At 72.7% G+C, this 12,434-nt stretch carries 12 protein-coding genes; 3 read left to right on the forward strand and 9 right to left on the reverse strand.

Going from position 1 to position 12,434, the window contains the following annotated elements:
• Positions 1-23: 23 nt before the first annotated feature.
• Positions 24-521 (reverse strand): SRPBCC family protein, encoded by a 498-nt coding sequence (locus ACGFQ9_RS25920; protein ID WP_393576916.1) that lies wholly within the window; start codon positions 519-521, stop codon positions 24-26.
• 63 nt (positions 522-584) lie between these two features.
• Between ACGFQ9_RS25920 and ACGFQ9_RS25925 the strand changes: the two genes are divergently transcribed.
• Positions 585-1,181, forward strand: a complete 597-nt coding sequence (locus ACGFQ9_RS25925; protein ID WP_393576918.1) for a TetR/AcrR family transcriptional regulator — start codon at positions 585-587, stop codon at positions 1,179-1,181.
• Positions 1,182-1,323: 142 nt separating this feature from the next.
• On the opposite strand, the gene ACGFQ9_RS25930 is transcribed toward ACGFQ9_RS25925, so the two are convergent.
• Entirely contained in the window at positions 1,324-2,262 is a 939-nt protein-coding gene (locus tag ACGFQ9_RS25930) for a mechanosensitive ion channel family protein (RefSeq protein ID WP_393576920.1), read from the reverse strand.
• Between the two features lie 83 nt (positions 2,263-2,345).
• Between ACGFQ9_RS25930 and ACGFQ9_RS25935 the strand changes: the two genes are divergently transcribed.
• Positions 2,346-2,918, forward strand: coding sequence for a dienelactone hydrolase family protein (locus ACGFQ9_RS25935; protein WP_393576921.1), 573 nt, complete (start codon positions 2,346-2,348; stop codon positions 2,916-2,918).
• Between the two features lie 33 nt (positions 2,919-2,951).
• Here the strand turns inward: ACGFQ9_RS25935 and ACGFQ9_RS25940 are convergent, their stop codons facing one another.
• The 6 genes from ACGFQ9_RS25940 to ACGFQ9_RS25965 all read right to left on the reverse strand — a co-directional run bounded on the left by ACGFQ9_RS25940 (position 2,952) and on the right by ACGFQ9_RS25965 (position 9,903).
• Positions 2,952-4,778, reverse strand: coding sequence for a protein kinase (locus tag ACGFQ9_RS25940; protein WP_393576923.1), 1,827 nt, complete (start codon positions 4,776-4,778; stop codon positions 2,952-2,954).
• A 34-nt stretch (positions 4,779-4,812) separates the two neighbouring features.
• Entirely contained in the window at positions 4,813-5,805 is a 993-nt protein-coding gene (locus ACGFQ9_RS25945; RefSeq protein ID WP_393576925.1) for a zinc metalloprotease, read from the reverse strand.
• A gap of 225 nt (positions 5,806-6,030) precedes the next feature.
• Positions 6,031-7,686, reverse strand: coding sequence for an alkaline phosphatase D family protein (locus tag ACGFQ9_RS25950; protein WP_393576926.1), 1,656 nt, complete (start codon positions 7,684-7,686; stop codon positions 6,031-6,033).
• Between the two features lie 162 nt (positions 7,687-7,848).
• Positions 7,849-8,643, reverse strand: coding sequence for a DsbA family protein (locus tag ACGFQ9_RS25955; protein WP_393576928.1), 795 nt, complete (start codon positions 8,641-8,643; stop codon positions 7,849-7,851).
• 82 nt (positions 8,644-8,725) lie between these two features.
• Positions 8,726-9,418 carry a hypothetical protein gene (locus ACGFQ9_RS25960; protein WP_393576930.1) on the reverse strand — a complete coding sequence of 231 codons (693 nt, stop codon included), beginning with the start codon at positions 9,416-9,418 and terminating at the stop codon, positions 8,726-8,728.
• A gap of 59 nt (positions 9,419-9,477) precedes the next feature.
• Positions 9,478-9,903 carry a MarR family transcriptional regulator gene (locus tag ACGFQ9_RS25965; RefSeq protein ID WP_393577102.1) on the reverse strand — a complete coding sequence of 142 codons (426 nt, stop codon included), beginning with the start codon at positions 9,901-9,903 and terminating at the stop codon, positions 9,478-9,480.
• A 134-nt stretch (positions 9,904-10,037) separates the two neighbouring features.
• Between ACGFQ9_RS25965 and ACGFQ9_RS25970 the strand changes: the two genes are divergently transcribed.
• Positions 10,038-10,994: an alpha/beta fold hydrolase gene (locus tag ACGFQ9_RS25970; protein WP_393576932.1), complete on the forward strand. Its 957-nt coding sequence runs from the start codon at positions 10,038-10,040 to the stop codon at positions 10,992-10,994.
• Here ACGFQ9_RS25970 and ACGFQ9_RS25975 read toward each other — a convergent pair.
• Positions 10,978-12,321, reverse strand: a complete 1,344-nt coding sequence (locus ACGFQ9_RS25975) for a DUF2252 domain-containing protein (RefSeq protein ID WP_393576933.1) — start codon at positions 12,319-12,321, stop codon at positions 10,978-10,980. The genes ACGFQ9_RS25970 and ACGFQ9_RS25975 overlap by 17 nt on opposite strands.
• Between the last annotated feature and the right edge of the window lie 113 nt (positions 12,322-12,434).

Consider the following 12,434-nt stretch of genomic DNA (forward strand, 5'->3'; position numbering starts at 1 on the left):
GCCCGTGGCGGCAAGGGGTGCGGTCAGAGGCCGGCGCGGGCCGCCAGGGCGCGCAGGAACCGCACGTACGGCGACCAGCGCGCCGGGCGGGCCACCCGTCCGGTGCAGGCGTGTTCGGCGCGGTCGAGGCCGTCCTCCAGGCAGGCGTCGTGCAGCGGCCGCCAGGCCAGCGGCCAGGTGAGGCGGGCCAGGCCGGTGGTGGACATCGTCAGGGTGTGGTGCAGCCGGGTGTGGTCCGCGTCCACCGGCAGCACGGCCAGCTCGTGATGGCCGTGGAAGCCGCGCGGCCCGGTGAACTCGAAGCGGATCCAGCGCCCCGGCGCGTACCCGGCCACGGTGTACCGCACCGGCCCGTGGCCCCCCGCGGCACCGGGTCCCAGCGGGCGGTCGAACTCCATGGGGGACCAGTCGCGGCCGGGCCACAGCAGGTCGCCCTCGCCGGTGGCCAGGCTGTCGATCAGTGCGCCCACCTCGCTCTCTTTCGCGGGCAGCAGGCGCTCGTGCACGTTGTGGACGCCCATGCGTCCTCCCCTCCACAGTATTGGAGACCTCTCTCCAATAAATTGGAGGGTACTCTCTGATTCATGGCGAGACCACCCCGCTTCGACACTGGCAAGCTCCTCGACGCCGCCGTAGCCCTCGCGGCCGCGGGCGGACCGGCGGCCGTGACCATGTCGGCCGTCGCCCAGGCCACCGGCGCGCCCAGCGGCTCGGTCTACCACCGGTTCGCCGGGCGCACGGCCCTGCTCGCCGAGGTGTGGCTGCGCACCGTGGAGCGGTTCCAGCAGGGCTACCTGGCCGTGCTCGACGGCGAGGCCGACCCCCGCCGGGCGGCGCGCGCGGCCTCCCGGCACGTGGTGGCCTGGTGCCGGGAGAACCCGGACGAGGCGACCCTCCTCCTCTACGGTGCCGCCGACTTCGGGCGCGCCGACTGGTCCGGGGAGCACGCCGCACGCGCCGACCTCGGCAACGGGAGGGTCTTCGCCCGGCTGGGCGGGCTCGCCGTATCACTGGGCGCCGGGGACGAACAGGCGCGGGACCGGGTCGCCCTGGCCCTCGTCGACCTGCCGCTGACCGTGGTCCGCCGTCACCTGCGCGCGGGCACCCCCCTGCCTCCGTACGCCGAGGACCTCACCGAGGAGTGCACGGAGGCGCTGCTGGGTTCCATGACGGCACCGTGACCGCCTGGCGGGACCATACCGTGCGGGCCGTCCGGGTGAGGGCGGATCGATTCGGCGGACGCGGGAGGCGGACCCGCGCGGGCGGCAGCTGGCGCGAGCGGCGGGGACGGGCCGTCCCGGCCGCCGGCGCGGCCCGCCCCGGTCAGGCCTGGCCGGATTCCTCGCCGGGGCCGGGGGCCGCCGGGGCGCTGGCGATGCGGGGCAGGGCGTAGGGGTGTTCCGCGGCGAGCCAGGCGATCAGGCGTTCGCGTACCGCGCAGCGCAGGGTCCACAGATCGTCGGAGTCCTTCGCGGTGACCACCGCGCGGACCTGGACGGTGTGCGGGGTGGTGTCGGTGACGACCAGTCCGCTCGACCGTCCGTCCCACTCCGGGAGCTCCTTGAGGATCAGTTCCAGCCTCTCCCGCATCAGCTGTACGGGAGCCCGGTGGTCCAGGTGCAGGAAGACCGTGCCCGTCAGCTGGGCGCCGCCGCGCGACCAGTTCTCGTACGGCTTCGAGGTGAAGTACGAGACGGGCATGGTGATCCGGCGCTCGTCCCAGGTGCGCACCACCAGGAAGGTCAGGGTGATCTCCTCGACCTGTCCCCACTCCTTGTCGACGACCACCGTGTCCCCGATCCGGACGGTGTCGCCGAAGGCGATCTGCAGCCCGGCGAAGAGGTTCCCCAGGGTGGACTGGGCAGCGATGCCCGCCACGATGCCCAGCACGCCGGCGGAGGCCAGCATCGAGGCACCCACCGCTCGCATGGCGGGGAAGGTCAGCAGCATCGCCGCGATGGTCACCACCACCACGACGGCGGTCACCACCCGGTGGATCAGGGTGACCTGGGTGCGGACCCGGCGGACCCTGGCGTCCTGTTCGGGGGCCGCGGCGGCGGCGTAGCGGGCGTACCAGGTGTCGATGACCGCGTCGGCGATCCGGACCAGCAGCCAGGCCGCCGCGCCGATGACCACCAGGGTCAGGGCTCTGCCCCACCAGTCGGCGGGACGCAGGAACGCCTTCAGCCCGACGGCGCAGAGCAGCACCAGGGACGGCGGCAGGCAGCGGCGCAGCAGCAGCGTACGGAGCGCGGTCTCCATGCCTTCGACCGTAGCGGACGGCCGTCGCCGGCCGCACGGTCGCCGGTGGCGGGATTGCCGGTGGCGGCTGGCACGATGGGCGCATGAACATCGTGCTCTTCCACTCCACGTACGGCCTCCGACCCGCGGTGAACGCCGCGGCGGACCGGCTCCGGGCGGCCGGCCACCAGGTCCACGTGCCGGACCTCTTCGAGGGCCGGACCTTCGACACCGTCGAGGAGGGCATGGCGCACCAGGAGGAGATCGGGCGGGACGAACTGCTCAAGCGGGCCGTGCTGGCCGCCGCCCCCTACTCGGACCGGGGCCTGGTCTACGCGGGCTTCTCCTTCGGCGGCTCGATCGCCCAGCACCTGGCCCTGCACGACGAGAAGGCGCGCGGCCTGCTCCTGCTGCACGGCACCTCCGACATCGCCGACGACACCTCGGTGGACGAGCTGCCGGTGCAGCTGCACATCGCCGACCCGGACCCGTTCGAGCCGCACGACTGGCTGAACACCTGGTACCTGCGGATGGGCCGGGCCGGTGCGGACGTGGAGGTGCACCGGTACCCGGGCGCCGGGCACCTGTACACCGACCCCGAGCTCCCGGACTACGACGAGGAGGCCGCCGAGCGGACGTGGACCATCGCGCTCGGCTTCCTGGACTCACTGCGGTAGTTGCCGTCCTCGCCCCGGTTGCCGTGGCTCCCGTCAGGAACGCCGGCAGCGGCCGCCGGGGGAGCCGGCCGGCGGGGTGCACTGGTACGCGTAATCGGCCCGGTCGTCGCTGAGGTAGCGGCCGATGCACCGGTCGGCGGTGGTCCGGCCCTTCTGCGCGCAGAAGGCGAGAGCCGCCCGGCCGTCGGAGAACGGGCCGGGGGCGTACACCACCCAGTAGCCGGGGTTGAGGGAGGCGTGGTCCCGGCTGCGCAGCAGCTGCGCCTCCGGGACCGTGGCGCGGATCTCGGCCAGCCGGCTGTCGCGGGCGGCGGTGCCGGAGCTCTCCGGCTCGGAGTACAGCTGGGCGATCCAGCGGCCGCCTTCGGGTGCCGGGCCGTCGCCGCCGGGGGCGGTGGCCGGAGGGGCGCTCGGCGGCGTGGCGGTCGGCGCGCTCGCCGTGGCCGTCGTCGCCGGAGTGCCGGTGGTGCCCGGGGCCGGGCCCAGTGGGGGTGCCGGGGGTGTCGACGGCGTGGCGGCGGTGCTGCCCGCCGGAGTTGCCGAGGGCGGGCCCGGGGCCGTGGAGAGGGCGGAAGCCGTCGGTGCGGTGGTGCCCTTGCCGTCCGCGCCGCCGTCCGCGCCCGGGTCGAACAGTGCGTAGCCGCCGATGCCGAGCAGTGCCAGGGCCATCACGGCGGCCGCGGCGGCGAGCGGGGTGACCTTCCGGCGGCGGTCCGGTGCGGTTCCGGGGGAGCTGCCGCCGGTCAGGGTGCCGAGGGTGGGCAGGGCGTCCCGGGGCGTGGCCGCGTGCGGCGGGAACGGCACGGGGGTGGCCTGTGGAACGGCCTGCGGTGTGACCGGAGGCGTGGCGGGAGGCGTGGCGGGTGATGCCTGCGCGGCCTGCTCCGGCCGGGGGGCCGGGCCCGGCGGCAGCGGGGGCGGCGGGCCGAACCGGCTCCCGGAGGGCGGGCGTCCGGAGGCGGAGGAGGGGTCGGGAGCCCGGTCGAGGCGGGTGGGTTCCGGCGGTACGGCGTCTCCGGCGTCTCCGGGGTCCCCGGCATCCCCGGTGCGCCGGGTGACGGCCGCCAGCAGCCGGTCCAGCCGCTCCGCGTCGGGCCGCGCCTCCGGGTCGCGGACGAGCAGCTCGGCCAGGACGGCGGCCAGCGGTCCGGCCCGGCGCGGTGCGGGCACCGGCTCGTCGAGGACCGCGGCCAGCGTGGCCAGGGTGGTGGCGCGCCGCATCGGGCTGACGCCTTCCACGCACGCGTAGAGCGTCATGCCCAGCGACCACAGGTCGGAGGCCGGCAGGTCGGCACCGCGGATCCGCTCGGGCGCCAGGTACTCGGGGGTGCCGATGACCTCCCCGGTCATCGTGAGCGAGGCGGCGTCCTGCAGGGCGGCGATGCCGAAGTCGGTGAGCACGGCCGAACCGTCCGTCCGCAGCAGCACGTTGGCGGGCTTCACGTCCCGGTGGTGGATGCCGGCCGCGTGCGCGGCCCGCAGCCCGGCGAGCACCTCGCGGCCGGTCCGGGCCGCCTCGGCCGGCGACAGCGGCCGCTGTTCCAGCCGCTGCTGGAGGGAGTGGCCGGGCAGCAGTTCCATCACCAGCCAGGGGTGTTCCCCCTCGTCCACGATGTGATGGATGGTGACCACGTTGGGATGGTTGATCCGGGCCTGGGCGCGGGCCTCGCGCAGCACCCGCTCGCGCAGTACCCGCCCGCGTTCCGGGTCGTCCCGGCCCGCGGACGCCCGTACCTCCTTGACGGCCACCTCACGGTGAAGGGCACGGTCCAGCGCTCGCCAGACCGTGCCCATCCCCCCGCTGCCGAGCCGTTCCAGCAGCTCGAACCGTCCGTCGATCACGTCCCCCGTGGCGCTCATGGCGCTAGGTTAGGGCAGCGGGGGACACCGTGACTCAGGCTCCGCGGTACGCCGTCCAGTGGCTGTTCATGCGGGCCACCTGGCCGGCGGTGAACTGGTACATGCACGCGTCGTACGTGTAGTCCATGAAGTTGTGGATCGGGTCCGTGCCGGCCTTGCTGGCGCAGGAGTCGCGGCCCTCGGGGCACTCGTACGCGGCGGTCTTCTCGGCCGGGGTGTCGGAGACGGAGTCGCCGCTTCCGTTACAGCCGCCCTGGAAGGTGTGGTACAGGCCCATCCAGTGGCCGACCTCGTGGGTGCCGGTGTCGCCCTCGTTGTAGTTGGCCGCGGCGCCGCCCGGCAGTGAGGAGTCGAGCAGGACCACGCCGTCCATCTTGGGCTTCGAGGCGTAGGAGCTCGGGAAGGTCGCCCAGCCGAGCAGGCCGCCGGACAGGTTGGCGGTGTAGATGTTCAGCGCGTCGGAGCCGCCCTTGCGCAGGGTGGTCTTCATGCTGGTCTCGGCCGCGGAGCCGGAGCCCAGGTTGTACCAGCTCGCGTTGTCCGTGTAGTCGGTCGAGACCAGCTGGAACTGGAAGTTGCTGTTCACGTTGCCGGTGCCCTGGCCGCCGAAGGCGGAGTTCAGGACGGTCATCTGCTTGCTGACGTCGGTTGAGGTCAGCTTGCCGGTGGTGCCGGAGTGGATGACGTGGAAGTAGACCGGGATGGTCTTCACGGCCTCGGCGGCACGCAGGCTGCGCTGCGGCTGGTTCTTGAGGGCCTTGTCCAGCTTCACCTTGAGGTCGGCGTCCATGGCCGCGGCCTGGGCTTCGCTGACCTCGTTCGGCTCGGCGGCCTTCGGGCCCTGCGGCTTGGCCACGCGGGCGTTGGCCGGAGCATCGGCCGCCTCGACACACACCTCGGCCGGGGTCTTGGCCGCGGCGACCGACGTGGGGCCGGCCAGCGGGGACAGTGCCAGGGCACCGGCCAGGGCGGCGGAGCCGATCAGACGGCGGCGGAGAGTGGGGGATATGCGGGCAACGGCGCGCACGTGTGCTCCTCGCGGGTGGTGGGGGGTTACTGGCCGGGAAAGATCTCCCGGTTGGCGCGAAGCTTACGTGTGCATGTCATCGAGACGTCAAGACGTCTGACGTAAAAGAATTGTTGCCGAATCCGCACAGCGGCGCCCGAGATTTTCCGGACGCCGCCGTCGGCCGCAAATTTGACGGGACGTCAGGATCAAGTGCCCGTCATGGGTATGTCAGGTCATTCCGGGTCATCGGACGGGCTGGTATACCCGCTCCACCTTCTGGGTACCGTTCATGGTCCGGTACGAGCGGGACCAGGACGATCCGGCGTCCGCCTTCTTCTTGTCGGACACCACGTAGTAGTCCATCTGGGACCGTTCGGCGGTCACGTCGAGGACGCCGTAGCCGTGGTCGTCCATGTCCAGCCACTTCACGTGCCAGTTCGCCGCCTTGATGGCGGACTCCGCCACCAGCGAGAGGGTGTTCGGCAGCACGTGGAGGAGGTCGTCGATGTTGTCCGAGGTCACCGAGGTCACGACGAACTCGGTGGCGGCGGTGCCCGAGCCCGGGTACGTCGCCATGTTCACCGGGACCTCGTTAGCCCACGCCATGTGGATGTCGCCGGTGAGGAACACGGTGTTCTTGATGTTCCGGCTCTTCAGGTGGCCGAGCAGTTCCTTGCGGTCGTCCGTGTACCCGTCCCACTGGTCCACGTTGATCGCCAGGCCGCCCTCGGGCAGTCCGAGCAGCTTCGCCAGCGGCGCCAGCAGGTGCGCGGGCAGCGAGCCGAAGGCCACCGGCGAGATCATCACCGAGGTGCCGACCAGCTTCCAGGTCGCGTCCGAGGCCGCCAGCCCCGACTTGAGCCAGTCCAGCTGGGCGCGGCCGGTGATGGTGCGCTCGGGGTCGTCCACCGAACCGCTGCCGACCTTGGTCTGCTGCGAGCGGAACGAACGCAGGTCGAGCAGGTGGAGGTCGGCCAGGGTGCCGAAGCGCAGCCGCCGGTAGACGGTGCCCGCGACGGAGGCGCGAACCGGCATCCACTCGAAGTAGGCCTGCTTGGCCGAGGCCGCGCGGGCCGCCCAGTCGCCCTCGGCGCCCGGGGTGTGGTTCTCGGCGCCGCCGGACCACGCGTCGTTCGCGAACTCGTGGTCGTCCCAGATGGCGATGACCGGGTGCGCGGCGTGCAGGGCCTGGAGGTCGGCGTCGGTCTTGTACTTGCCGTGCCGGGTCCGGTAGTCCGCGAGGGTGGTGATCTCGTGCGCGGGCTCGTGCCGGCGGACGGTGTACTTCGCCTCCGGGTAACCCCCGGTCTGGTACTCGTAGATGTAGTCGCCGAGGTGCAGGATCGCGTCCAGGTCGGCGCGGGCCGCCAGGTGGCGGTAGGCCGAGAAGTATCCGGCCTCCCAGTTGGCGCAGGACACCACGCCGAAGCGGACCCCCGGGGTGGTGGCGTCGTGCGCCGGGGTGGTGCGGGTGCGGCCCACCGGGGAGACCGTGGGACCGGCGGTGAACCGGTAGAAGTACGCCGTCCCGGGCCGCAGTCCGCGTACGTCGGCCTTGACGGTGTGGTCCCCGGCGGCGGAGGCGGTCACGCTGCCGCGCGCGACGATCCGGGAGAAGCCCTTGTCCTCGGCCACTTCCCAGAGGACCTGGGTGTCCGGGCCGTTGCCGGAGCCGGGGACCGCCTCGGGTGTGGGTGTGACGCGGGTCCACAGCAGGACCCCGTCCGGGAGCGGGTCGCCGGAGGCGACGCCGTGCAGGAACGCCGGGGCGTTCTCGGCCGCCTGCGCGCTTGCGCCGGTGAAGGCCAGCGGGGCGAGGGCGGCGGTGGCGGCAGCGGCCAGGACGACCGTGCGCCGGCGCGGCGAAGCCGCGGAATCGTGGGGGAGTTGACTGGTCACGGCCGGTCATATTACTGGCCAGTATGACGAATTTAACACCCCCTGAACGGCAACGGGCGGACGAACTCCAGGAGTCCGCCCGCCCGTTGGCAGGGGGTGACTTTTCGGTCCGTCAGGGGCGTACCGCCCCTTCCGGGATCAGCCGGTCAGCCGGTCGACGGGTCAGCCCTTCAGGGCCTTGTCGATGGCCTCGGTGAACGCCGCCGGCGTCTGCGGGATCTCGATCTTCTTGCCGTCCATCATCAGCGTCGGGGTGCCCTTGACGCCCGACGCGTCGAAGGACTTCGACATCTCCAGCGCCCACCGGTCGTAGGTGCCGTTCTTCACGGCCTGCTGGAACCCGGTGTTGCCCTTCAGCGCGGCCACCCCGTCGGCCACCTTGATCAGGTAGTCGTCCTTGGCGAACTTGTCGCTGGTCTCCTCGGGGTGGTTCGCCTTCGAGTACAGCGCCGCCTTGTACTCCAGGAACGCCTCGGGGCTGACGTTCAGCGCCGCGCCCAGCGCGCTCAGCGCGTTCCTCGATCCCTCGCCGGGGACGCCCTTGTCGATGAAGGTCGCGCCGACGTACCGCAGCTTGTACTTGCCGGCGTCCACGTCCTTCTTGACCTGGTCGCCCATGCTCTGTTCGAACGAGGCGCAAGCCGGGCAGCGCGGGTCCTCGTACACGTCCAGGGTCTTCTTGGCCTCGGGCTTGCCGATGACCACGGTGGTGCCCTTGTCCCCGGTGGCGTTCTTCGGCGTGACCAGGGCGGCGGTCTCGGCCTTCTCCCAGGCGTCCGGCTTGGTCATCTCCATGACCATCCAGCCGATGCCGCCGGCCAGCGCCAGCACTCCGGCGACCGAGCCGGCCACGATGGCCTGGCGGCGCGCCTTGTCCTTCTTGGCCTGGGCCTCGAGTTCCTGGCGCAGCCGCTCGCGGGCCGCGGCCTTGTTCGCCTTGTTGTTGCGTGCGCTCATGGTGGTACTCCGTGAATGAGATGTGCGGGGTCTCCCGGCGGGCGGGGCCCGGGGGAGGGTGAGGTGTCCTGCCTTGCGTCGCTCAGGCGCCGGAGGGCGCCGTGGCGAACGCGGGCGGACCCCGCCGTCCCACGGAGTGCACGGGGAACCGGGTCCGGGCCCGCGCGGCGGTACGCGCCGTGCGGACCGCCCGGCGGGCCGGCCGGGACACCGCCGTGACGGCGGCCACCGCCAGTGCCAGCGGACGGAAGGCCAGCACGGCCACCGTCCGGAGCAGTCGGCCCAGCGACCGCTCGCCCTGCCACAGCCAGAGCGCGGCCAGCAGGCCGACCGAGACGTGGGCGGCCAGCAGTAGCCAGGGGGTCCACGGACCCGCGGACGCGAGCAGGGCCGCGGCGCTGCCGGCCGGGCCGGTCACCTCGGCCAGCGGCCCGCCCACGGGGGTGCCGCCGCAGAGCTCCTCCAGCCCCAGGGCGCGCAGCGGCCCGGAGACGGGACCGCCCGCGGGGCCGTAACAGACGTGCTGTCCGGCGGTGAAGACGGTGTCGGCGGCGAGTTCCAGCGGCACCAGCAGCCCGGCGATCGGGCCGAAGCCGCGCTCGCGCCCGGCCAGTGCGTAGGCGATCGCGAACACGGAGACGAAGGCGCCGAGCACCAGGGACGGCGGCAGCGGCACGTGGGACAGCAGGACGTGGGAGCAACTGGAGAGCAGCACGACGAGCGCGCTGAACAGCGCTGCCCGCAGCCCCCTGAGCCGTGCTCCTGATATGTCCATCCCGGCGAGTGTGCCATGCGTTCCTGTGAAAAGAGGATTCGGTGGCGCCCGCGGCCGGATCAGGGGCGCAGATTGGCCAGCGCGCCCGGCGGGAGGTGCCGGGCCAGCACCTCCAGTGCCGCGGTGACCTCGCTCAACGCGGCTGCGTCGGCGGTGCCGAGGGCGGCGGCGAGCGCGGACTCGATCCGGGTGGCGCGCACCTGCTCGACCCGCTCGGAGACCTCCTCGGCCGGCCGGACCAGCAGACGGCGGCCGTCGGCGGGGTCGGGGGAGGTCACCACCGAACCGGCCTTCTTCAGGCGGGCGACCGCGGTGGAGACCTGGCTCTGCGGCAGCCCGGTGCGGCGGGCGATCTCACCGACCGCGCTGCCGGGGTGGGCGGTGACGTCGCTGAGGGCGATGAGCACCGCGCGGGCGCCCTGCGCGGCGGTGGGGCTCCCCCCGGCCCCCTCGGGGGCGGGCAGCGCCTCTTCGCCGATCTTCATCAGGGTCCGGCCGAGCAGGAAGAGCTCGACCGCGCTCAGGCTGTCGCTCACGGGGCCACGGTACATCGCGATGGATTCATCTTTTTCGATTCATCTCTCTTGATGCATCGAGATAGATGGATTACGGTGGTGGCATGACGAAGACGGAGAACACGACGAAGAACGCGAAGGGCGTGGAGGGCGTGCAGGACTGCGGGAGGCTCCCGGTGCCCGGGGCCGAGTTGCACTACGAGGTGCGGGGGAGCGGGCCGCTGCTGCTGATCGCGCAGAGCGGCGAGGGCAACGCCGGCCGCAGCGTCGACCTGGTGGACCGGCTGGCCGAGGACTACACCGTGGTCACCTATGACCGCCGCGGGCTGTCCCGCAGCGCCCTCCCGGCGGGACGGGGCGTGACGATGGAGGAGCACGCCGACGACGTGCACCGGCTGCTGGCCGAGCTGACCGAGGAGCCGGCCATCGTGCTGGGGCTCAGCCTCGGGGCCTCGATCGGACTGCACCTCGCCGTCCGCCACCCCCGACAGGTGTCGGTCCTGGTCGCCCACGAGCCGGTGACCCCCCGGCTGCTGCCCGCCGCGGAGCGGGACCGGCACGAGCAGGAGCTGAGGGACATACAGGAGCGTTACCGGCGCGACGGGCTGCTGCCCGCGCTGGCGGAGGTGGCGCGGGTGCTCGGCATCGACCCCGTCGCCCAGGACCGCGAGCCCGGACTGACCCCGCAGCCCGGCCTCGCGGAGCGCGCCGCCGACTTCGACTTCTTCCTCACCCGCGATCTCACCGCGATCGTCGAGGACACCTTCGACCCGGCGGACCTGCGGGCCCTGGCGGGCCCGGCGGAGCGGGGCGGGGCCGGCCCGCGGATCGTGCCGGTGACCGGCCGGACCACCCCGCGCACCGTCTTCGACCACCGGTGTGCCGAGGAGCTCGCGGCCTCGCTCGGCACGGAGACGGCCGAGTTCCCCGGCGGGCACAACGGCAACCTCACGCACCCGGCGGCCTGGGCCGCGCGGCTGCGCGAGGTGCTCACCGAGGCCACGGGCCGGAGCGAGGAGGCGGGCGGTGCGCGAGCGACTCAGGTCACGACGCGGGCATGATCCGGCCGTTGCGGAAGAGGTCCACGAAGATCTGGTGGTCCGAGCGGGCCCGCGCGCCGTAGGCGTGGGCGAAGTCCACCAGCAGCTCCGCGAAGCCCTCCTCGTCGGCGGCGATCGCCGCGTCGATCGCCCGCTCCGTGGAGAAGGGGACCAGCGACTGGCCGCTCTCGTCCTCGTCGGCGGCCGCGTGCATGGAGGCCGTCGCCCGGCCGAGGTCCGCGACCACCGCCGCGATCTCCTCCGGGTCGTCGATGTCGGACCAGTCCAGGTCCACGGCGTAGGGGGAGACCTCGGCGACCAGCTGCCCGGCACCGTCCAGCTCCGTCCAGCCCAGCCACGGGTCGGCGTGCGCCTGCAGGGCCCGCTGGGAGATCACGGTGCGGTGCCCCTCGTGGTGGAAGTACTCGCGGACCTCCCGGTCGGTGATGTGCCGGGACACCGCCGGGGTCTGCGCCTGCTTGACGTAGATCACGACGTCGTTCTCCAGGGCGTCGCTGTGCCCCTCCAGCAGGATGTTGTACGAGGGCAGGCCGGCGGAGCCGATGCCGATGCCCCGACGGCCCACCACGTCCTTCACCCGGTAGGAGTCCGGGCGCAGCAGGCTCGACTCCGGCAGGGTCTCCAGATAGCCGTCGAAGGCGGCCAGCACCTTGTAGCGGGTCGCGGCGTCCAGTTCTATCGCGCCGCCCCCGGCGGAGAAGCGGCGCTCGTGGTCGCGGATCTCGGTCATGGAGTCCAGCAGCGCGAACCGGGTCCGGGCCCGGGCGGAGCGCAGGGCGTCCAGCAGTGCGCCGTCGGAGGTGTCCAGGGTGAAGGACGGCACCTCGTCATGCTTGGTGCCGGTGGCCAGGAGGTGGATGCGCTCCCGGTAGGCGGCGGCGTAGACCCGCACGATGCGGCTGATCTGCTCGTCGCTGAGCGCCTTGGAATAGCCGATCAGTGCCACCGAGGCGGCGAACCGCTTCAGGTCCCAGGTGAAGGGGCCGACGTAGGCCTCGTCGAAGTCGTTGACGTTGAAGATCAGGCGGCCGGTGGAGTCCATGTACGTGCCGAAGTTCTCGGCGTGGAGATCGCCGTGGATCCACACCCGGCCGGTGCGGTCGTCCAGGTACGGCCCGGCCCCCTGGTTCCTGCCGCCCTCGTGCTCCAGGTCCGCGTAGAAGAGGCAGGCCGTCCCCCGGTAGAAGGCGAACGCCGAGGCCGCCATCTTGCGGAACTTCACCTGGAAGGCGGCCGGGTCCGCGGCCAGCAGCTCACCGAAAGTGGTGTCGAACACGTCGAGGATCTGCTCGGCGCGCTGCTCGTTCGGGGTGTCGGGGACCGCCATGGCGGGTGCCTCCTGGTGGCGCAGGCTTGATCGATTCCAGGACTCTTGTCCTGGCTGTGCAACGGGCGACGCTACTCCCGCGTGCCCGGTTCCCGGCACCCCCTCCGGCCGCT

Source organism: Streptomyces sp. NPDC048603, assembly GCF_043199475.1.
Classification (GTDB): domain Bacteria; phylum Actinomycetota; class Actinomycetes; order Streptomycetales; family Streptomycetaceae; genus Streptomyces.